Source organism: Stutzerimonas stutzeri KOS6, assembly GCF_000307775.2.
Lineage (GTDB): Bacteria > Pseudomonadota > Gammaproteobacteria > Pseudomonadales > Pseudomonadaceae > Stutzerimonas > Stutzerimonas stutzeri_B.
On the sequence record NZ_KK020678.1, the window covers coordinates 269,105 to 289,789 of the forward strand.

The window sequence follows — 20,685 nt, forward strand, 5'->3', positions numbered from 1 at the left end:
GATCACGTCCACCAGGCGAGCCGGTGGATGTGAAAATCGACATCCACCCTACGGCTTCATGACTGGCCGTAGGGTGGGCTTCAGCCCACCACCGGTGCCTGATCGATGGTGGGCTAAAGCTCCACCCTCGGGCTGCTGTCCGGGCTCAGCGAATGCGGCCGTCCTGCAACTCGAGCTCGTCCTTGGCGAAGTCGTCCACGTCGATCACCTTGCGTCGCGCCAGTTCGGCCGTCCGCAGTTGTTCGGCCTCGGTGGCGTCGAGGGCGCCGGCTGCCAGTGCCGCATCGATCATGCTCTCGCCGGCAGCGGGTGTGACCGTGCCGCCTTTGACCGCCTTGCCCAGCTTCTTCGCTGCGCCCTGACTGGCGGCGAGCATTTCGAACGCATGTTTCAGCGCGCCGAGCGGCTGCTCGGGGTCATGCGGGCGGTACATGCCGTCGAGGATGCGTTCCAGCGCCGGGTCGCCTTCGGGGCGGCCGAGCAGGGCGGCGACTTCGGCGTCCAGCGCATCGGATGGCCCCTTGTGCCGTGCGCCGAAGGGGAACACCAGGGCCTGCAGCAGGTGGCCGAGGATTCGGTTGGGGAAGTTGGCCAGCACCTCCTGCAGCGCGGTTTCGGCTTTTTCGAGACAGTCCTCCAGCGCCCAGCGCAGCAACGGCTCCTGTTCGCTGGGGTGGCCAAGGTCATGGAACTGCTTGAGCGCCGCCGATGCGAGATAAAGGTGGCTGAGTACGTCACCGAGGCGGGCGGACAGGCGCTCGCGACGCTTGAGTTCACCACCCAGCAGCATCATCGACAGGTCGGCGAGCATGGCGAACGCCGCCGCAATGCGGTTGAGGGCGCGGAAGTAGGGCTGTGTGACGTTCGTCCCGGGCACACGCCCCATCAGGCCGAAGCTGAGGCCCAGCAGCAGAGTGCTGGCAGTGTTGCTGACGGCGAAGCCAATGTGCTGCATCAGCAACTCGTCGAACTTCACCACCGCCGCATCGCGGTCCGGTTCGTGGACCAGCTCCATCTCACGCAGCACGAATGGATGGCAGCGGATCGCACCCTGGCCGAAGATCATCAGGTTACGCGAGAGGATGTTGGCACCCTCCACGGTGATGGAAATCGGCGCCGACAACCACATCCGGCCGAGGTAGTTGTTCGGCCCGAGGATGATGCCCTTGCCGCCGTGGATATCCATGGCGTCGGTGATGCAGGCTCGGCCGCGTTCGGTGAGGTGATACTTGAGGATTGCCGAAAGCACCGAGGGCTTCTCGCCCAGGTCGACGGCGTTGGCGGTGAGAATCCGCGCGGCATCCATCAGCCAGGCATTGCCGCCGATCCGCGCCAGCGGCTCCTGGATGCCCTCGAAGGCGGCCAGGGGCACATTGAACTGCTCGCGGACCTGCGCATAGCGGCCACTGACATAGCTGCAGACCTTGGCTGCGCTGGTGCCGGTCGCCGGCAGGGAGATCGAGCGGCCGACCGAGAGGCAATTCATCAGCATCATCCAGCCTTTGCCGATCATGTCGCGGCCACCAATGATGGCTTCCAGCGGCACGAAAACGTCCTTGCCCCAGTTCGGTCCGTTCATGAAGGCCGCGCCCAGTGGCAGATGACGGCGGCCGATCTCTACGCCGGGGGTGTCGGTGGGGATCAGCGCCAGGCTGATGCCCAGTTCTTCCTCATCGCCCAGCAGATGCTCCGGGTCGTAGGTCTTGAAGGCCACGCCGAGCAGCGTGGCCACCGGACCGAGGGTGATGTAGCGCTTCTCCCAGTTCAGGCGCAGACCGAGTACTTCCTCGCCCTGCCAGAGGCCGCGACAGATCACGCCGCTGTCATTCATGGCGCCGGCGTCGGAGCCGGCGTAGGGGCCGGTCAGTGCGAAACAGGGGATATCCGTGCCGTTGGCCAGGCGCGGCAGGTAATGGTTGCGCTGTTCGTCGGTGCCGTAGTGCATCAGCAGCTCGGCCGGACCGAGGGAGTTGGGCACCATCACGGTGCTGGCCAGGTCGCCGCTGCGGGTGGCCAGCTTCATGACGATCTGCGAATGGGCATAGGCCGAGAAGCCCTTGCCGCCATATTCCTTGGGAATGATCAGGGCGAAGAAACCTTCGGCCTTGATGTAGTCCCAGGCCGCCGCTGGCAGGTCCATGCGCTGGGCGATGTCCCATTCGCTGACCAGGGCGCAGAGGGTTTCGGTGGGGCCGTCGAGAAACGCCTGTTCTTCCTCGGTCAGGCGCGCCCGTGGGTAGCCGAGCAGGGTGTCCCAGTTCGGCCGGCCGCTGAACAGCTCACCGTCCCACCAGACGGTGCCGGCATCGATGGCATCGCGTTCGGTGGCGGAAATGGGTGGCAGCACCTTCTTGAACCAGTCGAACATCGGGCCGCTGAAATACTTGCGGCGCACATCGGCGACCAGCAGCGGCACGGCTACGGCGATCAGTGCCAGCCAGAGCAGAAGGACCACCACACCGGAGGTTTCGGCCGCGGTCATGAAGATCAGGTAGGTGGCGACGATCGCCAGTGCCAGTCGGGGTGATACGCGTAGGTGGGCGAGCATGGCAATGCCGAGCAGGAGTATCAGTAGCCAGAGCAGCGTCATGAGTCTTGTCCTTTTATAGATAAATCGACTTCCGTCTTCAGCATAGGCGCTTGCACCATCGCAGCGAAGTGGCAGGGCGTCGCCGCGGCATTTATTCCTGTGCGCTTGACTGGGGGCCGCGTGGTTGCGCGGCAGACTCGTCGGCAGCCTGGCTGCTGGTCGAGGCTCTCTGCTGAGGCATGCCGGCCACCGTGACCTCCGGCAGCCGGCCGCCGATGAACTCGATGCTGCGGGTCGGGAAGGCGAACTGCACGTCCATTTCACGGATGCCGGCCAGCAGGGCGAGGTTGATCTCCTGCTGAGTATCCATGTACCGGTTGTAGTCCGAGACCTGCATGATGTAGACGACTTCGAAGGTCAGCTGGCTGTCATCGAAGCCCAGGAAATGCGCGCGATCGAACTTGGCCACCTCGATACCTTCGATGATCCGCTTCACCAGTTCGGCCACTTCTTTCACCTTCTCGGTGGGTGTGTCGTAGGTGATGCCGAATTGGAAGACGATGCGCCGGGTGTTCATGCGCTTGTAGTTGTGCACGATCTGCCGAAGCAGGTCGGCATTGGCGACGACGACCTGCTCACCGCTGAGTGCACGAATGCGGGTGGTCTTCAGGCCGATGTGCTCGATGTTGCCGGCGACTTCGCCGAAGACCACGAAGTCGCCTATCTCGAACGGTTTGTCCACGCCGATCGACAGCGAGGCGAAGATGTCGCTGAGCAGCGTCTGTACCGCCAGGGCAATGGCGATACCGCCGACCCCGAGGCTGGCAATCAGGGCGGTGATGTCGACTCCGAGGTTGGCGAGGATCGACAGCAGCATCATGGTCCACACCACGATGCGGATCATGATGCCGATGATGGTGGTGGTCACCGGGTTGCGGGCCTTGCCGTCGCGGGCCAGGCTTTCCATCCACAGGCGTACGCCGGTATCCATCCACAGGGCGATCTGGAAGGCCAGGGCGATGAACCAGCCATGGGACATGGTCGATTCCCAGCGTGCCGGAAGCTCCACCGTCTTCAGCGCGATGAGCAGCGAGAAAGCCAAGATCAGCAGGTGACTGGTGCGAGCGAGCAGTTCGGCGGCAATGCCGAGGAATTTGGTCCTGGAACCGGTGGCGAGCTTGCTGAGGCGCCTGGTGACGATACCGAGGATGGTGCGCAGGATCAGGTAGCTGGCGATGGTGATGCCCAGCACGATGGCGACGTCGATCCAGAATGTTTCGTTGAGCAGGGCGTCCCAGTTCATCCAAATCCTCCGGCAAGGGTGTGCTTGATGCAGTGAAGACCACGTTTTTCAGTGGCCCTCACTGCGCAGAAGTTCCCCGGTCGGAAGCATACGACTGTCGCTGAAAGAGCGCTGCGCGCCCGTTCGAGCGCAGGGCGGCAGCGGTTGATCCCGGCCTGCGGTGTCGATCGACCGGCAGGCGGATAGCATGCTCGCATCTCGTTACCGGGCGCCCTGCACCCTGGCCATGGCGGCAAGCTTGGCGCGCCGTCGCGCGAACTCAGGGCCGTAACTATGCAGTGGAAACAGGTCGCGCAGGCGCATCGGCAAAGCTGGCGGCGCTCAGCTGATTATGCGAGACAGGTTTGGCAGGATCAGGATCACTGCCGTGGCGATGACGATCAGCGTCACCTGCCGGAATTTCTTCTGCTTGAGCATGACATGGCCTTTTTCTTTTTTATGTTGTGCGGATTGTCGCCTGGTCAGAAGGGCGGGAAAGCATGGCTCGCTCGATTTCACGCCGCGCTGGCTTGGAAATGAGACGTGCCGAACATTTACCCCTGAGGGATAAACGCCAGCAAGTTTCACGCCACAAATCCGCGATTGCCGTTGAGCTGCACGGCTCATTCACTTGTCTCCTATTAAGTACACGGTTCTGGAGACAAACCAATGAATGCACAGAAGCTACCGCTATTGCTGCTGTTGTCCGCTTTCGCCGCTACTGTGTCAGCGCAGGAAGATGGCATGACCCTGCAGCAGGAGCGCGACCGAATGGGCACCGATTTGCAGGAAAATCGCCAGCAGATCGGGCGGGACATCAACCGTATTCGCGAGCCGGGCGCCGCGCCGAATCAGCTGCCCGGCGCTAACCGGGGTGGTGTGCAGAGCGATGCGGACAATCCGCGGCCGCGTGTGCCCGGCGCGGCGAATCCGCCGGCAGGGACGCGGCTACCGGGTACCCGGGACAACCTGGAGCAGCCGACTGACGGCGCGCCGACCAGTCCGGCTCCCGGCACGATGCCGCCATCCACGACTCCCGGTGCTGCCAATGGAAACGCCAACCCGGCTGGCGTCACTCCTCCGGGTGGAATCGGAACAGGTGGCGGTAACGCTGCGCCGGGTGCCGCTAGGGGAGGCGCCACGACGGGCGGCCCAACCGGTGGCGCGGCGGGGCAGCGTTAGCTGTCGCTGGGAGCCTTTGCCGTCATTGCCGATCAGGTGCCCAGGCGTGCAAGGCTGGCGGGGTCCGGTCGGCCGTCAAAGAAGGCGCGCAAGGCTTCCTCGAATAGCGCCGGTTGCGGTGCGGTGCGGGCGAACAGTGTCATGCAGGAATGGAACTTGCGATCGTCCGGGCTCCCAAGAATGCGCTGCGCACTGGCGGAACGATGTTCGAGCATCGCTTCCGTGCAGGCTCGCAGTCGTGTCCCCAATAGCGGGTGCTGCAGATAGGCGAGCGCCTCGTTTCGGCCGGAAATGGCGTAGCGCTGCGCCATGGCGCTGTGGCCAAGCCCTTGCAGCTGGGGAAAGACGAACCACATCCAGTGCGTACGCTTGCGACCGGCCCGCAGCTCGTCCAGCGCTTGCTGGTACTGGCTCTGCTGGGCGTCGACGAAGCGTTGCAGGGCGTAGGGGTCGGGCATGGCGGCGTTCCTGTGAAAAGGATGCCGGGCAATCTGCTACAGGCTGGTAAATGCGACAACCGCTGGCGGACGCGCGGTGCCTGAGGTGTGTCTGGGCTAAACGCAAAAACCCCTGGCTTCGCGGGAAGTCAGGGGTTTTGCTTGAATCGAATCTGGCGGTGAGGAAGGGATTCGAACCCTTGATACGATTTCTCGTATACACACTTTCCAGGCGTGCTCCTTCAACCGCTCGGACACCTCACCGGATCGACGGAGGTTCATGTCCGTCGAGGCGCGCTAATGTAATCGAACGAACTGCCTTTGGCAAAAACTTTTTTAGCTTATTCATGCGCTTAACAAATCCGCTTCATGCGGGCGGTGGCTTTGCGTGGATGCGCTCGACGCTATCGCCGGCTATCCGGGCATGTGATCGGCGCAGGGGGGCTGCAATGCCATCAAATGGCGCCGCCGCCAGGCCGGCCGTCTGTACGTGCCATTTGCTGCGATGGATGGCAAAAGGGTGACCGGCCGGTCGGTCGCCGCGCTTTACCTGGGGCGGAGCGCTGGGTAACGTCTGTCCACTTCAAAAACAAGGAATCTCGTCATGAGTGAGCTGGTCTCCTACCAATTCGAAGACGGTGTCGCCACGTTGACGCTGTGCAATGGCAAGGTCAACGCCCTCTCGCCTGCGGTATTCGAGGCGCTCAATGCGGCGCTGGATCGCGCCGAACAGGATCGTGCCATCGTGATCCTCACCGGACAGCCGGGGATTCTGTCTGGCGGCTACGATCTCAAGGTGATGACCTCGGGGCCCGAGAACGCCATGGCGCTGGTCGCTACCGGTTCGACCTTCTCGCGGCGGATGCTGGCGCATCCGTTCCCGATCATCGTCGCCTGCCCCGGGCATGCGATTGCCAAGGGCGCGTTCCTGCTGCTGTCGGCCGACTACCGCATCGGGGTGGAGGGGCCGTTCAATATCGGCCTCAACGAGGTGCAGATCGGCATGACCATGCATCATGCCGGTATCGAGCTGGCGCGTGACCGTCTGCGCAGGTCGGCATTCCAGCGCTCGGTGATCAATGGCGAGATGTTCGATCCGGCAGGCGCGGTGGATGCCGGTTTCTTCGACAAGGTGGTGTCGACCGGTGAGCTGCTGGCGGTGGCGAAGGCCGCGGCCGAACAGTTGAAGAAGATCAACATGGTGGCGCACAGGAACACCAAGCTCAAAGTGCGCAAGGCGCTGCTGGAAACCCTCGACCAGGCAATCGCACTCGACCAGCAGCACTTCGGCTGATCGATCGGCTGAGCAAGAGAATTTCTGCTCGAGTGCGCACGAGGGCCGGCCCTGCGTTTACACTGCGCGGGTGACGCCCCGCCGATGGCGGGGCGTTTTCATTTCTCACTCAGTGTCGCCTCGCAGGAGAGCCCCGATGTCCGCCCCGCACACCCCGGTAGAACGCGCCGATTTCGACCAGGTCATTGTTCCCACCTTCGCCCCTGCCGCCTTCGTGCCGGTGCGTGGCCTGGGTTCGCGAGTATGGGATCAGAGCGGGCGAGAACTGGTGGACTTCGCCGGCGGCATCGCAGTCAACGCGCTGGGGCATGCCCACCCGGCAATGGTCGAGGCGTTGACCGAGCAGGCTGGCAAGCTCTGGCACATTTCCAACATCTATACCAACGAGCCGGCACTGCGCCTGGCCAAGAAGCTGGTGGCAGCGACCTTCGCCGACCGCGCCTTCTTCTGCAATTCCGGTGCGGAGGCCAACGAGGCGGCATTCAAGCTGGCCCGCCGTTATGCGCATGATGTTTACGGTCCGCAGAAATTCGAGATCATCTCGGCGCTCAACAGCTTCCATGGCCGCACCCTGTTCACCGTCACGGTGGGCGGTCAGTCGAAGTATTCCGATGGCTTCGGGCCGAAGATCGAAGGCATCACCCATGTGCCTTACAACGATCTCGACGCCTTGAAAGCCGCGATTTCCGACAGGACCTGTGCCGTGGTGCTGGAGCCGATCCAGGGCGAGAGCGGCATTCTGCCGGGCGAGCAGGCCTACCTGGAAGGTGCGCGCCAGCTCTGCGACGAGCACAACGCGCTACTGATCTTCGACGAGGTGCAGACCGGCCTGGGCCGCACCGGCGAGCTGTTTGCCTACATGCATTACGGCGTAACGCCGGACATCCTGACCAATGCCAAGAGTCTCGGCGGTGGTTTTCCCATCGGTGCGATGCTGACCACCAACGAGATTGCCGCGCACCTGAGCGTCGGCACCCACGGCACCACTTATGGCGGCAATCCGCTGGCCTGCGCGGTGGCCGAGACGGTGCTGGATATCGTCAACACGCCCGAGGTGCTGGATGGAGTGAAGGCGCGGCACGAACGCTTCAAGACCCGGCTGATGCAGATCGGCGAACGCTACGGCGTGTTCGGCCAGGTGCGTGGGCGTGGCCTGTTGATCGGCTGTGTGCTGACCGACGCCTGGAAAGGCAAGGCCGGTGCCTTCTGCGCCGCCGCAGAAAAGGAAGCGCTGATGGTGCTGCAGGCTGGTCCGGATGTGGTCCGCCTGGCGCCGAGCCTGGTCATCGACCAAGCTGATATCGACGAAGGGCTGGACCGGTTCGAGCGCGCCATCGCGACCCTGACCCAGGCCTGAGCAATCCCGTGCGCGGCGCCATTCGCGCCACGCCGCCAACTTAGCGAGAGCAATTGAATGAGCGATAGCCTGCAACTGGTTCTGGAAGACGTCGACGGAACCCAACTGGAAACCTCCTGTACCCGTTTCGCCGTGATCTGGCAGGGGCGTGAGGTGTGGATTCAGCAGGTCGGCAATGGCCAGCTGATGATCGGCGTGGATGTCGAGGATGGCGATACCGAATACGCCAACCTGGTGCTGCGTCCGCTGGCCACCAATCTGGTCAGCCTGCAGCTGGAGATGGAGCCGGTCGAGGCCGATGACGACGAGCACGTCCACGGCCCTGACTGCAATCACTGACGGCAGGCTGGCATGCTCGCCATCGGCAAGCTACTGGAACTGACCCTCGCGGGGCGCGAGCCCTGCGAGAAGATCCAGCTCACCCCCGCCGGGGTGAAGCTGCACTGGCTGGCCGACGGCGCGCTGCTGGTATCGCCGCCGACCTGCCAGGATCAGGGCCTCGACCTGCTGCTTTCGGCAGGTGTGCATGGCAATGAGCTCATCCCCATCCATGTCCTGGATCGGCTGATCCGCGCGCTCGCCCGCGGCGACGTGCAACCCCGGGCGCGGCTGTTGCTGCTGTTCGCCAATCCTGCGGCGATGCGCCGCATGGCGAGGGAGGTCGACCATGACCTGAATCGTCTCTTTCGCGGCGCGCATGCCGACGTGTGGGGTGCAGAAGCCATTCGGGCGGCGGAGCTGGAGGCGTTGGTCAGTGGGTTTTTCAACCGTTCTGGTCGCCAGCGCCGACACTACGATTTGCATTCGGCGATGCGTCCGTCGCAGCTCGCTCAGTTCGCCATCTGTCCCTGGCAGGCCGGCCAGCGGGTGGCGTCCGATGTGCTGGACCGGCTGCAGGGGTTGGCCATCGAGGGCGTCGTGCTGCAGCGTCAGGCCACTGCCACCTTCAGTGCGCTGAGCGCCATGCTGCACGACGCCGAGGCGCTCACCGTGGAGCTCGCCGAAGGCAAGGGCCAGGCACTGGCGCCCGCGGTGACGCGGTTCGAGGCCGGCCTCATTGCGATGATCGAGGGGCGCCCAGCGCCATCCGATGTACAGGCGCCGCCGCAACTGCTGCGGGTCTCCCGCGAGATCATCAAGCGCAGCCCGCGGTTTCGGCTGTGCCTGCCGGCCGACATCGAAAACTTCGCACCCGTCCCGCCCGGTAGTGTTCTGGCCGAGGATGACGGGGCTCGCTGGGTGGTCGACGAGCCGGGTGCACGCATCCTGTTTCCCATGGCGGATGTTGCCGAAGGGCAGCGCGTGGCGCTGCTCGTGGTGCCGCTGGACGCGTCCGAAGCGCAGGGCTGAGACGGCCGGCCGAGGAAATGGATGGTTGCAATTGGCCCTTTACGCCCTTATCTACCACCTCTCCCTTCGTGTTGTGTGCATATTCTTATGAGTACTGCTCTGTCCATCCGGCAGTTGACCAAGACCTACGGCAACGGCTTCCAGGCCCTCAAAGGCATCGATCTGGACGTGGCCGAAGGTGACTTCTTCGCCTTGCTCGGCCCCAATGGCGCCGGCAAATCCACCACCATCGGAATTCTTTCCACTCTGGTAAACAAGAGCGGCGGCACGGTCAATGTGTTCGGCCACGACCTGGACCGTGACCCGTCCGGGCTCAAGCGTTGCCTGGGCGTGGTGCCTCAGGAGTTCAACTTCAACCAGTTCGAGAAGGCCTTCGACATTCTGGTCACCCAGGCCGGCTACTACGGCATCCCGGCGAAGATCGCCAAGGAGCGGGCCGAACGTTACCTCAACCAGTTGGGCCTGTGGGACAAGCGTGATGTGTCGTCGCGGATGCTTTCCGGCGGCATGAAGCGTCGCCTGATGATCGCCCGTGCGCTGATCCACCAGCCGCGCCTGCTTATCCTCGATGAGCCCACGGCAGGCGTGGACATTGAGCTGCGCCGTTCGATGTGGTCGTTCCTCACCGAGCTCAACCGGGAAGGCATCACCATCATCCTCACCACCCATTATCTGGAGGAGGCCGAGCAGCTATGCCGCAACATCGGCATCATCGACCACGGCCAGATCGTCAAGAACACCAGCATGCGCGAGCTGCTCAAGCAGCTGCACGTGGAAACCTTCCTGCTCGACCTCAAGGAATCGCAGCTGGTGGCGCCTGAACTGGGCAATTATCCGTCTCGCCTGATCGACCATCACACCCTCGAGGTGCAGGTCGAGAAGAGCCAGGGCGTGACCGAGCTGTTCCGCCTGCTCAGCGCGCAGGGCATCGAGGTGCTGAGCCTGCGCAACAAGACCAATCGACTGGAGGAGCTGTTCGTGTCGCTGGTGGAGAACAACCTGAAGGTGAAGTCATGAGCGGCGAACTGCGTCCCAACCTGGTTGCGCTGCAGACCATCGTTCAGCGCGAGATTCGCCGTTACACCCGTATCTGGCCGCAGACGCTGTTGCCCCCGGCGATCACCATGGTGCTGTATTTCGTCATCTTCGGTAGCCTGATCGGTGCGCGGATCGGCGAGATGGGCGGCTTCAGCTATATGGACTACATCGTGCCGGGGCTGATCATGATGTCGGTGATCACCAACTCGTACAGCAACGTGGTGTCGAGCTTCTTCAGTACCAAGTTCCAGCGCTCCATCGAAGAGCTGCTGGTCTCGCCGGTCTCGCCACACGTGATCGTCATCGGTTTCGCCCTGGGCGGCATCACGCGCGGCCTGGCGGTGGCAGTGATCGTGACGCTGCTGTCGATGTTCTTCACCGATTTGCGGGTCCACCACCTGGGCGTCACGGTGCTGGTGATCACGCTGACGGCGAGCATCTTTGCTCTGGGCGGCTTCATCAATGCGGTGTTTGCCCGTAACTTCGATGACATCTCGATCATTCCGACCTTCGTCCTGACGCCGCTGACGTACCTGGGCGGGGTGTTCTATTCCATCAATCTGCTGTCGCCGTTCTGGCAGACGCTGTCGCTGGCCAATCCGGTGCTGCACATGGTCAATGCCTTCCGTTACGGCATCCTCGGCGTTTCGGATATCCGCATTGGCGTGGCCATCAGCTTCATGCTGGTGGCGGTGGCGGTGCTCTATCTGGTTTCCGTACGTCTGCTCCAGACCGGGCGGGGGATGCGCCAGTAATCGTGCTGTAGCTGGCCATTGCACCGATGTCGCTGAAAAGAACGCCGCGAAGCGCTAAACTTCGCGGCGTTTTCGTTCAGGTCATTTTTCCAATGCAGCATCCCGCCGAACTCTCTCCGCTGGGCAAGTCCAGCGCCTACGTTGCCACTTACAGCCCGCACCTGCTGTTCCCGATTGCGCGTGCGCCGAAATGGGCCGAACTCGGCCTGACGGTCGAGACGCTGCCTTACAGGGGCGTGGATGTGTGGAACTGCTACGAGCTCTCCTGGCTGCTGCCTTCTGGCAAGCCGGTGGTGGCGATCGGTGAATTCGAGATTCCGGCGGACTCGCCGAACATCATTGAATCCAAGTCGTTCAAGCTCTACCTCAACTCATTGAACCAGTCGCACTTCGAGTCGCGAGAGGCGCTGCTCGAGGTGATGGTCGCCGATCTTTCCGCTGCTGCCGGCAAGCCTGTGAAGGTGCGGCTGCGTACGCTGGATGAAGTCGCCGCCGAAGGAGTGGTGGCGCTGCCGGGACGCTGTATCGACGAGCTGGATGTCGCCATCGAACACTACGATCATCCGCAACCGGAGCTGTTGACCTGTGATGCGGGACGTATGGTCGACGAGTCCCTGCACAGTCATCTGCTCAAATCCAATTGCCCGGTCACCGGCCAGCCGGACTGGGGCAGCCTGGTAGTCGAGTATCGCGGTGCGGCGCTGCAGCCGGAGAGTCTGTTGGCGTATCTGGTGAGCTTTCGCCAGCACGCCGATTTTCACGAGCAGTGCGTGGAGCGCATCTTCCTCGATCTGCAGCGCCTGCTGCGGCCCGAGAAGCTGACGGTCTATGCGCGATATGTGCGTCGCGGGGGGCTGGACATCAATCCCTATCGCAGCACCGAGGCGATGGTCGTGGACAATCGCCGCCTGGTGCGCCAGTGACGCGAGGGGCCGCATCGGCATTCGCCGCGGCCCCGGGCGCGCCGCGCTTCAGATGCCCATGTTGGCCAGGGTCTGCATGATATTGCGCAGTGTCATGGCCATGCCCGGGTGGCTGACTTCGAAACGCTCGACGGCCAGGTTCACGCCATCGACCAGCGAGTCGTTGTAGTCGGTATTGCCCTGTGTCGCCAGGCGAACTTCGATGTCTTGGGCAATCGCATGCAGCGAAGCCCGCTCCTCGTCGGTCAGCGGCGCGTCCTGGGCCAGTTGATTACGCAGTTCTTCGAGCTGCGACTGCAGATCATGTTCCGGCATATTGCTTCCCTCTCATGGGTTTACGGACAACGTGGGGTGAGCCCCGATAACCGAAGGTTAAACCAGAGGCCTGAGCTTGTCTGTTCCTTTGCAGGCAACGGGGCCAGGCATGACGACGACAGGCGGAATGTCCGGCTGACTGCCGAAAAGCGGATGATCACTCTATACTGCGCGGTCTGCGTCGGTGCGCCGCGTGCACCACTACCTAGGGAGAAAAGAGCAATGCCCAAGATATCTACGGCCTGGATCGCCGTGCTCAAGGCCAGTTTTGTTGCCACGGTCGCCATGCTTGGCGCCGCGCCTTCGCTGGCTGTCGAGGAAGATCCGTGGGAAGGCGTCAACCGCGTGGTGTTCCGCTTCAACGATACCGTCGATACCTACTCGCTCAAGCCGCTGGCCCAGGGCTACCAGAAGGTCACGCCGGGCTTCCTCGAAGACGGCATCGGCAACGTGTTCAGCAACCTCGGCGATGTGGTGGTGCTGACCAACGATCTGCTGCAGGGCAAGGTTCATGACGCTGGCATCGACACCAGTCGCATCCTGTTCAACACCACCTTCGGTGTGCTCGGCTTCTTCGATGTCGCAACCCACATGGGCCTGCAGAAGAACGATGAGGACTTCGGCCAGACGCTGGGCGCCTGGGGGCTTGGAAGTGGGCCGTATGTCGTGCTGCCGCTGCTTGGACCAAGCACGGTGCGTGATGCCGTCGGCCGGGTGCCTGATTCGTTTCTCGAGCCCTATCCGCACATGGAACATGTGCCGACGCGCAACGTGACGCGTGGCTTCGATCTGATCGATACCCGAGCCAGCCTGTTGTCCGCCGAGAAGATGATTCGCGGTGACCGGTATATCTTCGTTCGTAACGCCTATCTGCAGAACCGCGAATTCCGCACCCTGGATGGGCAGGTCGAAGACGATTTCTGAAGCACGGCCGCGCCAGGCGCGGCCAGTCCGGAAAACGGGCGGTAACGCTCAGGACATCGAGATGATGGCCAGTCCCAGATTCTGCCGGCCATCGTCGAGCTGGCTGACGCGCACCACTTCGGTCTGTGCGTCCAGGCCTTTGAGTTCGCTGTGCTCGGAGGGGATCAGCACACGCACCTTGTCGCCGCTGCGCAGCGCGCTGCGTGCCAGCACCTGCATGCCGGTGCTGGAGAGGTCGATACAGGTGCCGCTGAGTTTTGTATCGCCATATTCCAGTGCGACGGTGGTTTCGATCTGCATCCGGATGAAATCGCGTTTTTCGCTGTAATCACGGTCTTTCTGGGTCATGGCTCCAACCTTTTATATATGGCTCGCAGCTTTCTTATAGCTCTGCTCAATTCGGCCTGTAAAGGCGCCTGGCGGTCGGCTTGAATCCCCGATCGTATGGGAGTACCGTCTGCGCCTTGAAACGAACCCATGCCCAGCGCTCACGCAGGGCCAATGCTTTCGCCAATCATCCTGGCGACACCGCCTGGTAGGAACATGCATAAACCAAGCGCGACGCTGCTGATCATTGATGACGACGATGTGGTTCGAGCCAGTCTGGCCGCCTATCTGGATGACAGTGGTTTTCGTGTTCTGCAGGCTGCCAATGGCCCGCAGGGCATGGAGCTCTTCGAATCGGAGCAGCCCGATCTGGTGATCTGTGATCTGCGCATGCCGCAGATGGACGGGCTGGAATTGATCCGTCAGATCAGCGAACGCCAGCTCGACCTGCCGGTGATCGTCGTGTCCGGCGCCGGGGTGATGAGCGATGCGGTGGAGGCGCTGCGCCTGGGCGCAGCCGACTACCTGATCAAGCCTCTCGAAGACCTGGCGATGCTCGAGCATGCGGTGCGTCGCGCGCTGGATCGTTCGCGTCTGCGGCTGGAGAATCGGCGCTATCGGGAGCAGCTGGAAACGGCCAACCGTGATCTGCAGGCCAGTCTGCATCTATTGCAGGAGGACCAGGACGCCGGCCGTCAGGTGCAGATGAACATGCTGCCGGTGACGCCCTGGAGCGCCGATGGCTTCGACTTCGCTCATCAGATCATTCCTTCGCTATACCTGTCGGGGGACTTCGTCGATTACTTTCGGGTCGATGAGCGACGCATCGGGTTCTACCTGGCTGACGTTTCCGGGCACGGTGCGTCGTCGGCATTCGTAACCGTTCTGCTCAAGTTCATGACGACCCGCCTGTTGTACGAATCGCGCCGCGGCGGCATGCTCCGCGAGTTCAAGCCTTCGGAGGTGCTCGATCACATCAATCGGGGGCTGATCAACTGCAAGCTGGGTAAGCACGTCACCATGCTGGGTGGGGTGATCGATCAGGAGCGTGACGTGTTGCACTACAGCATCGGCGGGCATCTGCCGATGCCGGTGCTGTACAACGGCGAAAGCGCCCGCTATCTGGAAGGGCGGGGGCTGCCGGTTGGCCTGTTCGTTGAAGCGACATATCAGAATTTCGAGCTGAAGCTGCCGGAAACCTTCAGCCTGACCTTGCTCTCCGACGGCATTCTGGACCTTTTGCCTGGGGAGACACTCAAAGAAAAGGAGTCCGCGCTGCCCGGTCTGATAACGGACGCCGGTGGCACGCTGGATGGATTGCGTCGAGTCTTCGGGTTGGCCGAACTGGCTGACATGCCCGACGATATCGCCTTGCTGGTGTTGAGCAGGAACCTTGCATGAGTACTGGTAGAATCCAGTTCGCCGAGATGGATGGCACCTTTGTTCTGAAATTCATTGGTGAGATCCGTCTGACGCTCTGTTCGGCGCTGGATGCAACGATCGAGAAGATCTTCTCGTCACGGAATTTCTCTTCCATCGTCATCGATCTGACCGAGAGCCGCAGCATCGACAGCACCACTCTTGGCCTGCTGGCCAAGCTGTCGATCCTTTCGCGGCAGAAGGTCGGCATGCTGCCGACCCTGGTCACCACGCATCCGGACATTACTCGGCTGTTGCAGTCGATGGGTTTCGATCAGGTGTTCAACATCGTCGACACCCCACTGCCGTGTCCCGAGTGCCTGGCCGATCTGCCTTCGCAGGACCAATCGGAGGACGTGGTGAAGGCCAAGGTACTGGAAGCTCACCGGATCCTGATGAGCCTCAACGAATCAAATCGCGAGGCCTTCCATGACCTCGTCACCGCACTGGAGCGGTCCTGATCAGGCCAGTTTGGCCAGCAGCGCCTCGAGTTTTTCCTGATCCCGCGCGAACTGACGGATGCCCTCGGCAAGTTTTTCGGTGGCCATGGCGTCCTCGTTCAGTCCCCAGCGGAAGCTGCTTTCATCCAGACTCATGCGTGGTTCGGATTCGCGGCCTGGTTGTAGCTTGCGCTCCAGAGTGCCGCTGGCTTCGGCGAGCTGGCCGAGCAGCTCCGGGCTGATAGTCAGACGATCACAACCGGCCAGCGCTTCGATTTGTCCGGCATTGCGGAAACTCGCGCCCATCACCACCGTCTTGTAACCGTGTGCCTTGTAGTAGTCGTAGATACGACTGACCGATTGCACGCCCGGATCCTCCGCCCCTTGATAATCGCGGCCCTCGTGCTTCTTGTACCAGTCGTAGATGCGGCCGACGAAAGGCGAGATCAGAAACACGCCGGCTTCCGCACAGGCCACGGCCTGGGTGAAGGAGAACAGCAGTGTGAGGTTGGTCTGAATACCGGCCTTCTCCAGCTGTTCGGCCGCGCGAATGCCTTCCCAGGTGGACGCGATCTTGATCAGCACGCGCTCGCGACCGATACCTGCCTGGTCGTAGAGGCCGATCAGGCGCTCGCCGCGCTCGACCATGGCCTGGGTGTCGAACGAGAGCCGTGCGTCGACTTCGGTGGAAATACGGCCCGGAATCAGCTCCAGGATCTGCTTGCCCACCGCTACGGCGAAAAGATCGCAGGCCAGGCCGATATCGCCGTGGCACTGCTGCATGGCGTTGCCGAGGTGCTCGGCATAGCGGGGCATGGCGGCAGCCTTGAGCAGCAGCGAGGGATTGGTGGTGGCATCCACCGGCTTCAGGCGGGCGATGGCGTCGATGTCGCCCGTGTCGGCGACGACGGTAGTGAACTGCTTGAGTTGTTCCAGCTTGGAAGTCATAAAAGGGAGGGCTCCGTCCTGTGAGTGGGCATGACCTTACCCGAGCCGGTCGGCCTCCTCAATGAGCGGATGGACCCGGGTGCGCCTCGCCTTTGATCGAAATAGTTCGGGTCCGTTCCTTGCTGGATCTGATCAGTGCCCCTCGAGCAGGGCCACTGCCTGATCGAGTAGCGCAAGGGGCTGGCTCGCCTTGTGGATGTCCACCGAAAGCAGCTGGCGGAAGCGTCTGGCCCCCGGAAAACCCTGGCCAAGCCCGAGCACATGGCGGGTCACGTGGTGCATGGCGCCACCCTCGGCCAGGTGTCGCTCGATATACGGTCGCATGTTGCGCAGCGCCTGCGCGCGACCGATCACCGGGGTGTCGCTACCGAACAGTGCCTGATCGACGTGCGCCAGCAGATAGGGGTTGTGGTATGCCTCGCGGCCCAGCATGACGCCATCGAAGGTCTGCAGGTGCGCACGGCACTCATCCAGCGTTTTGATGCCGCCGTTGAGGATGAGTTCGAGATCCGGAAAGTCCTGCTTCAGCTGTGCAGCGATGTCGTACCGTAGCGGAGGTACCTCGCGGTTCTGCTTGGGCGAGAGCCCTTCGAGAATCGCGATGCGTGCATGCACGGTGAAGCTGCGACAGCCAGCCTCGCGCACCTGGCCGACGAAGTCGCACAGCTCGGCATAGCTGTCGCGTCCGTTGATGCCGATGCGATGCTTGACCGTCACCTCGATCCCCACGGCGTCGCGCATCGCCTTCACGCAGTCGGCCACCAGCTGTGGATGCCCCATCAGGCAGGCGCCGATCATGTTGTTCTGCACCCGATCGCTGGGGCAGCCGACGTTAAGGTTCACCTCGTCATAACCCGCGGCTTCGGCCAGCTTCGCACAGGCTGCAAGCTCATTCGGCATGCTGCCACCCAACTGCAATGCCAGCGGATGTTCGCTTTCGTCGTGCCGCAGGAATCGCGCGGCATCGCCATGCAGCAATGCACCGGTAGTGACCATCTCGGTGTAGAGCAGGGCATGCCGGGAAAGCTGGCGGAGGAAGAACCGGCAGTGACGATCCGTCCAGTCCATCATCGGCGCGACGGAGAAGCGTCGGAATCCTGAAGTGCCCGTTTTTAAAGGCTTTGAGGTAATATTTGCTTCTTTAGTCATCTACGCGCTACCAACGTATTTTCAGGGGTTTCAGGGCATTTATTAAAGCCAGGTGGTACGCTGTACCACCAAGATACCAGTATGTACCACCGGTCAGAGCACTCGCATGGCAACGATTCGAGCCCGTAAACGAGCCGATGGCTCTATGAGCTATACCGCACAGATCCGACTCAAGAAGAACGGGCAGCAGGTTCATACCGAAAGCATGACCTTTTCTCGCAAAAAAGCGGCCGAAGCGTGGGCTAAGCGACGAGAAACGGAGCTAGCTGAGCCAGGTGCCATTCAGCGGGCACGGCATAAGGGCGTTCAACTGTCGGACATAATCGACAAGTATCTAGAGGAGGTGGGCAGAGCCCGCCCGCTGGGTAAGACGAAGAAAGCCACCTTGGCTGCCATTGCGAAGACCACACTGGGTACCAAGACTGATCGCGAGCTCAATAGCCAAGTACTGGTCGATTATGCGCTATGGCGCATGAGTCCTGAAGGGGGAGGCGTCAAACCCCAGACCGTGGGTAATGATTTAGCCCATCTGGGGGCCGTTCTATCGGTAGCGCGGCCCGCATGGGGTTACGAGGTTGATGGTATATGCATGGTAGAGGCCCGTCGTGTCCTCTCCAAGCTAGGCTACAGGCTTAAAAGCCAGGAGCGGGACCGTCGTCCCACTATGGCAGAGCTGGACAAGCTACTTCAGCGTTTCCAAGAAGTGCTTCGCCCGCGCCCTACCTCGATACATATGCCAAAAGTTATGGCGTTTGCTCTATTCTCAACTCGCCGCCAAGAGGAGATTGTTCGGATCCGGTGGGACGATTTAGACCCTTCACGAAAGGCGGTCTTGGTACGGGATATGAAAAACCCGGGAGATAAATGGGGAAATGACGTTTGGTGCCGTCTCCCTGATGAAGCCTGGGCAATAGTTCAGAGCATGCCTCGTGAATACCAAGAGATCTTTCCTTACACCACTGACGCTATCCAAGGGGCCTGGATGCGTGCGGTCGAACGGGCCGGTATAAAAGATCTTCACTTTCACGACTTGCGACATGAAGGGATCAGCCGTCTATTCGAACTGGGGTGGGATATCCCTGCGGTAGCTAGCGTATCAGGCCACAGAGACTGGAACTCGCTCAGACGTTATACGCATCTGCATGGTGACGGAGATCGATATACGGGTTGGTGCTGGCTGCCTACGATTATAGATATGAAGGTTTCTTTTGGGGTTTGGGTGTCGAGAAGAAAGTCAACCAATACGGCGAACACCGTTTAATTTTTGATACTCTTCTAACGCCTCGGCATGCCGCTTATCCAAGTAGGCGGCCAAGTCTGACAAGTGAATACCTTTTGTACTTTTCTGGCTGCATTCTATTCGCATCAAAGGGATTTTGATCTGGCCTGCAAGCACCTTCCGTTGGAACATTTCTGGAGTAAGGTGCATAAAGTAGTCACGGCAGATGTCCTCCAAGGGGATTACAGCTTTGCCGTTGTACTGAGCCATGAGTAGAAAGAAGGTGTTCATTCTGGCGCCTCATGACGAAGTTTGGCGAAACTAGCAAACCAATTGACCTTGTTGGTGCTGCTGGTATAGGTGGGATTGTTCACGTCGCGCTCTAGTTGCTCGATTTTCCTCATTTTTATATGGTTGGAATGAGTCGTTTCCTCTCAAATTAGCCTATCGACGAAATTAGACGTCGATAAGTGCTATTTTTCTGCTTTGGAGCGATTACTGTCCGTTCGTTGCTCCGCGTATGCGGAGATTGGGTTGGGGTTGCCTCTGTACACCAGGAGAACCGATGCGAATTCATATTCTCTCAGACCTGCACAACGAGTTTGAGGTCTTCATGCCGGAGGTGCATAACGCGGATCTGGTCATATTGGCGGGCGACATTGATCTCGGTATCAGAGGAATCGAATGGGCCCGAACTGCTTTCACATGCCCTGTGCTGTATGTGCCTGGAAATCATGAGTACTACCGGGGCCACCTCGAAAAAACGTTTGAGGCGATGCAGGCGGCCGCTGATGAGCGAGTTCGCGTCATGGATCACGATGAAGTTGTGATAGGAGGAGTGCGTTTTTTGGGGGCAACAATGTGGACTGACTTCGCTGCCACAGGGCACCGATCTGTAGCCGCGCGGAGCGCTCAACAGACCTTGAGTGACTTCCGTCAGATTCGGACAGAAAACTTCCGGCGCATCAAGCCGCAAGATTTGATCAAGAAATCTACTGCAACGCGGGAATGGCTTGGCGGCATGCTTGCAAAACGACATGAAGGGCCGACGGTAGTAATCACCCATCACGCACCAACTCTCAGGTCACTTGAGGAAAGTCCATATGCAGGGACGATCTTAGACGCGGCTTTCGCAAACCAATGGGAAGACTTGATGGGCTCTGACCGCGTGGCCCTATGGGTGCATGGTCACACACATACGTCCGTTGATTACATAGTGGAGGGTACCCGGATAGTCTCCAACCAAAGAGGATATCCTAAAGAAGAGTCAGGTTTTCGACCGGCACTTGTTATAGAGCTTTGCTAGTAGACCCTTGCTCTAGTCGCCGTCTATCCGCTGTTAGTTTGCCGTTATTGAGAGTCGTCTACCGTACGTTCTGTCCTGCAAGTGCAAGACTTCGATCGCAACGTGCCGGCCGGCGGTAGCCTTTCTTTGCAAGCGGCTTACCCAAAACCTACATCAATAGCAGTTTCCATGTGGAAATTCTCACTCAGCCCCTAGTCTTCGCGGACACATTGTCCGCGGTCATGAGCGATGACTAAGTATGATCCACTGCTACCCCAGGCATCGCCAGAGAAGGGCGCTAGAATATATGTGCAGTGGTAGCTATTGCTGTTAGTGGCTTATCCCAAACTGCGGATCAATAGCGGTTTCCATGTGGAAAGTCTCACCCAGCGTGTGGTTGTCGCGGACACGCATCAATTTTCCGTGATGTTGAACGATGGCTGAGTGTGATCCACTGCTACCCTGGGCATCGCCGGAGAAAGGCGTTAGTAGATATGTACAGCGGTAGCTA

22 protein-coding genes and 1 tRNA gene are annotated in these 20,685 nt (G+C 60.9%); 13 read left to right on the forward strand and 10 right to left on the reverse strand.

Going from position 1 to position 20,685, the window contains the following annotated elements:
- Window positions 1-145: 145 nt before the first annotated feature.
- The 3 genes from B597_RS45180 to B597_RS47200 form a co-directional block, all read right to left on the reverse strand.
- Window positions 146-2,590, reverse strand: a complete 2,445-nt coding sequence (locus B597_RS45180; protein ID WP_024162548.1) for an acyl-CoA dehydrogenase — start codon at window positions 2,588-2,590, stop codon at window positions 146-148.
- Window positions 2,591-2,681: 91 nt separating this feature from the next.
- Window positions 2,682-3,833: a mechanosensitive ion channel family protein gene (locus tag B597_RS45185; RefSeq protein WP_003292168.1), complete on the reverse strand. Its 1,152-nt coding sequence runs from the start codon at window positions 3,831-3,833 to the stop codon at window positions 2,682-2,684.
- Window positions 3,834-4,154: 321 nt separating this feature from the next.
- Window positions 4,155-4,439: a hypothetical protein gene (locus B597_RS47200; RefSeq protein WP_152028208.1), complete on the reverse strand. Its 285-nt coding sequence runs from the start codon at window positions 4,437-4,439 to the stop codon at window positions 4,155-4,157.
- A gap of 42 nt (window positions 4,440-4,481) precedes the next feature.
- Between B597_RS47200 and B597_RS45190 the strand changes: the two genes are divergently transcribed.
- Window positions 4,482-4,994 (forward strand): hypothetical protein, encoded by a 513-nt coding sequence (locus B597_RS45190; RefSeq protein ID WP_003292166.1) that lies wholly within the window; start codon window positions 4,482-4,484, stop codon window positions 4,992-4,994.
- Window positions 4,995-5,026: 32 nt separating this feature from the next.
- Here the strand turns inward: B597_RS45190 and B597_RS45195 are convergent, their stop codons facing one another.
- Window positions 5,027-5,452: a DUF1810 domain-containing protein gene (locus tag B597_RS45195; protein WP_003292164.1), complete on the reverse strand. Its 426-nt coding sequence runs from the start codon at window positions 5,450-5,452 to the stop codon at window positions 5,027-5,029.
- A 153-nt stretch (window positions 5,453-5,605) separates the two neighbouring features.
- Window positions 5,606-5,695 (reverse strand) — tRNA-Ser (locus B597_RS45200).
- A 340-nt stretch (window positions 5,696-6,035) separates the two neighbouring features.
- Between B597_RS45200 and B597_RS45205 the strand changes: the two genes are divergently transcribed.
- The 7 genes from B597_RS45205 (at window position 6,036) to queF (ending at window position 12,148) form a co-directional block, all read left to right on the forward strand.
- A complete protein-coding gene (locus B597_RS45205; protein ID WP_003292163.1) occupies window positions 6,036-6,725 on the forward strand; it encodes a crotonase/enoyl-CoA hydratase family protein in 690 nt (229 codons plus the stop codon).
- A gap of 136 nt (window positions 6,726-6,861) precedes the next feature.
- Entirely contained in the window at window positions 6,862-8,082 is a 1,221-nt protein-coding gene (locus tag B597_RS45210; protein WP_003292162.1) for an aspartate aminotransferase family protein, read from the forward strand.
- 57 nt (window positions 8,083-8,139) lie between these two features.
- Window positions 8,140-8,421 (forward strand): hypothetical protein, encoded by a 282-nt coding sequence (locus B597_RS45215; protein WP_003282913.1) that lies wholly within the window; start codon window positions 8,140-8,142, stop codon window positions 8,419-8,421.
- Between the two features lie 12 nt (window positions 8,422-8,433).
- Entirely contained in the window at window positions 8,434-9,432 is a 999-nt protein-coding gene (locus B597_RS45220; protein ID WP_024162549.1) for a succinylglutamate desuccinylase, read from the forward strand.
- Window positions 9,433-9,519: 87 nt separating this feature from the next.
- Window positions 9,520-10,449, forward strand: coding sequence for an ABC transporter ATP-binding protein (locus tag B597_RS45225; protein WP_003292160.1), 930 nt, complete (start codon window positions 9,520-9,522; stop codon window positions 10,447-10,449).
- Window positions 10,446-11,225, forward strand: a complete 780-nt coding sequence (locus B597_RS45230; RefSeq protein ID WP_003292159.1) for an ABC transporter permease — start codon at window positions 10,446-10,448, stop codon at window positions 11,223-11,225. The genes B597_RS45225 and B597_RS45230 overlap by 4 nt, the downstream gene beginning before the upstream one ends.
- A gap of 92 nt (window positions 11,226-11,317) precedes the next feature.
- Window positions 11,318-12,148: an NADPH-dependent 7-cyano-7-deazaguanine reductase QueF gene (gene queF, locus B597_RS45235; protein WP_003292158.1), complete on the forward strand. Its 831-nt coding sequence runs from the start codon at window positions 11,318-11,320 to the stop codon at window positions 12,146-12,148.
- 48 nt (window positions 12,149-12,196) lie between these two features.
- Here queF and B597_RS45240 read toward each other — a convergent pair whose 3' ends face one another.
- Window positions 12,197-12,463 carry a DUF4404 family protein gene (locus tag B597_RS45240; RefSeq protein WP_003292157.1) on the reverse strand — a complete coding sequence of 89 codons (267 nt, stop codon included), beginning with the start codon at window positions 12,461-12,463 and terminating at the stop codon, window positions 12,197-12,199.
- A 222-nt stretch (window positions 12,464-12,685) separates the two neighbouring features.
- On the opposite strand from B597_RS45240, the gene B597_RS45245 reads away from it, so the two are divergent.
- Window positions 12,686-13,387, forward strand: a complete 702-nt coding sequence (locus tag B597_RS45245) for an MlaA family lipoprotein (protein WP_003292156.1) — start codon at window positions 12,686-12,688, stop codon at window positions 13,385-13,387.
- A gap of 48 nt (window positions 13,388-13,435) precedes the next feature.
- On the opposite strand, the gene B597_RS45250 is transcribed toward B597_RS45245, so the two are convergent.
- Window positions 13,436-13,735, reverse strand: a complete 300-nt coding sequence (locus tag B597_RS45250) for a PilZ domain-containing protein (RefSeq protein WP_003292155.1) — start codon at window positions 13,733-13,735, stop codon at window positions 13,436-13,438.
- Window positions 13,736-13,930: 195 nt separating this feature from the next.
- Between B597_RS45250 and rssB the strand changes: the two genes are divergently transcribed.
- Complete coding sequence (gene rssB, locus B597_RS45255; protein WP_003292154.1) at window positions 13,931-15,115, forward strand: two-component system response regulator RssB; 1,185 nt, start codon at window positions 13,931-13,933, stop codon at window positions 15,113-15,115.
- Window positions 15,112-15,594 (forward strand): anti-sigma factor antagonist RssC, encoded by a 483-nt coding sequence (gene rssC, locus B597_RS45260; protein WP_003292153.1) that lies wholly within the window; start codon window positions 15,112-15,114, stop codon window positions 15,592-15,594. Before rssB ends, rssC begins: the two co-directional genes overlap by 4 nt.
- On the opposite strand, the gene tal is transcribed toward rssC, so the two are convergent.
- Both tal and dusA read right to left on the reverse strand, forming a co-directional pair.
- Window positions 15,595-16,521: a transaldolase gene (tal, locus tag B597_RS45265; protein ID WP_003292152.1), complete on the reverse strand. Its 927-nt coding sequence runs from the start codon at window positions 16,519-16,521 to the stop codon at window positions 15,595-15,597.
- A gap of 132 nt (window positions 16,522-16,653) precedes the next feature.
- The gene (gene dusA, locus B597_RS45270) at window positions 16,654-17,670 is read right to left on the reverse strand and encodes a tRNA dihydrouridine(20/20a) synthase DusA (RefSeq protein ID WP_024162550.1); all 1,017 of its coding nucleotides are present in this window, start codon (window positions 17,668-17,670) and stop codon (window positions 16,654-16,656) included.
- A gap of 106 nt (window positions 17,671-17,776) precedes the next feature.
- On the opposite strand from dusA, the gene B597_RS45275 reads away from it, so the two are divergent.
- Complete coding sequence (locus tag B597_RS45275; RefSeq protein ID WP_024162551.1) at window positions 17,777-18,931, forward strand: site-specific integrase; 1,155 nt, start codon at window positions 17,777-17,779, stop codon at window positions 18,929-18,931.
- Here the strand turns inward: B597_RS45275 and B597_RS45280 are convergent.
- On the reverse strand, window positions 18,905-19,180 hold the full coding sequence (locus B597_RS45280; RefSeq protein ID WP_003288343.1) for a pyocin activator PrtN family protein: 276 nt from the start codon (window positions 19,178-19,180) through the stop codon (window positions 18,905-18,907). The two genes, B597_RS45275 and B597_RS45280, sit on opposite strands and share 27 nt — an antisense overlap.
- A 274-nt stretch (window positions 19,181-19,454) precedes the next feature.
- On the opposite strand from B597_RS45280, the gene B597_RS45285 reads away from it, so the two are divergent.
- Window positions 19,455-20,195, forward strand: coding sequence for a metallophosphoesterase (locus B597_RS45285; protein WP_003288345.1), 741 nt, complete (start codon window positions 19,455-19,457; stop codon window positions 20,193-20,195).
- The last annotated feature ends 490 nt before the right edge of the window (window positions 20,196-20,685 follow it).

Coding starts and splice junctions, on each gene's coding strand:
- B597_RS45180 (WP_024162548.1), bottom strand. CDS start 2,590: ATGACGCTGCTCTGGCTACTGATACTCCTGCTCGGCATTGCCATGCTC.
- B597_RS45185 (WP_003292168.1), bottom strand. CDS start 3,833: ATGAACTGGGACGCCCTGCTCAACGAAACATTCTGGATCGACGTCGCC.
- B597_RS47200 (WP_152028208.1), bottom strand. CDS start 4,439: ATGAGCCGTGCAGCTCAACGGCAATCGCGGATTTGTGGCGTGAAACTT.
- B597_RS45190 (WP_003292166.1), top strand. CDS start 4,482: ATGAATGCACAGAAGCTACCGCTATTGCTGCTGTTGTCCGCTTTCGCC.
- B597_RS45195 (WP_003292164.1), bottom strand. CDS start 5,452: ATGCCCGACCCCTACGCCCTGCAACGCTTCGTCGACGCCCAGCAGAGC.
- B597_RS45205 (WP_003292163.1), top strand. CDS start 6,036: ATGAGTGAGCTGGTCTCCTACCAATTCGAAGACGGTGTCGCCACGTTG.
- B597_RS45210 (WP_003292162.1), top strand. CDS start 6,862: ATGTCCGCCCCGCACACCCCGGTAGAACGCGCCGATTTCGACCAGGTC.
- B597_RS45215 (WP_003282913.1), top strand. CDS start 8,140: ATGAGCGATAGCCTGCAACTGGTTCTGGAAGACGTCGACGGAACCCAA.
- B597_RS45220 (WP_024162549.1), top strand. CDS start 8,434: ATGCTCGCCATCGGCAAGCTACTGGAACTGACCCTCGCGGGGCGCGAG.
- B597_RS45225 (WP_003292160.1), top strand. CDS start 9,520: ATGAGTACTGCTCTGTCCATCCGGCAGTTGACCAAGACCTACGGCAAC.
- B597_RS45230 (WP_003292159.1), top strand. CDS start 10,446: ATGAGCGGCGAACTGCGTCCCAACCTGGTTGCGCTGCAGACCATCGTT.
- queF (WP_003292158.1), top strand. CDS start 11,318: ATGCAGCATCCCGCCGAACTCTCTCCGCTGGGCAAGTCCAGCGCCTAC.
- B597_RS45240 (WP_003292157.1), bottom strand. CDS start 12,463: ATGCCGGAACATGATCTGCAGTCGCAGCTCGAAGAACTGCGTAATCAA.
- B597_RS45245 (WP_003292156.1), top strand. CDS start 12,686: ATGCCCAAGATATCTACGGCCTGGATCGCCGTGCTCAAGGCCAGTTTT.
- B597_RS45250 (WP_003292155.1), bottom strand. CDS start 13,735: ATGACCCAGAAAGACCGTGATTACAGCGAAAAACGCGATTTCATCCGG.
- rssB (WP_003292154.1), top strand. CDS start 13,931: ATGCATAAACCAAGCGCGACGCTGCTGATCATTGATGACGACGATGTG.
- rssC (WP_003292153.1), top strand. CDS start 15,112: ATGAGTACTGGTAGAATCCAGTTCGCCGAGATGGATGGCACCTTTGTT.
- tal (WP_003292152.1), bottom strand. CDS start 16,521: ATGACTTCCAAGCTGGAACAACTCAAGCAGTTCACTACCGTCGTCGCC.
- dusA (WP_024162550.1), bottom strand. CDS start 17,670: ATGACTAAAGAAGCAAATATTACCTCAAAGCCTTTAAAAACGGGCACT.
- B597_RS45275 (WP_024162551.1), top strand. CDS start 17,777: ATGGCAACGATTCGAGCCCGTAAACGAGCCGATGGCTCTATGAGCTAT.
- B597_RS45280 (WP_003288343.1), bottom strand. CDS start 19,180: ATGAACACCTTCTTTCTACTCATGGCTCAGTACAACGGCAAAGCTGTA.
- B597_RS45285 (WP_003288345.1), top strand. CDS start 19,455: ATGCGAATTCATATTCTCTCAGACCTGCACAACGAGTTTGAGGTCTTC.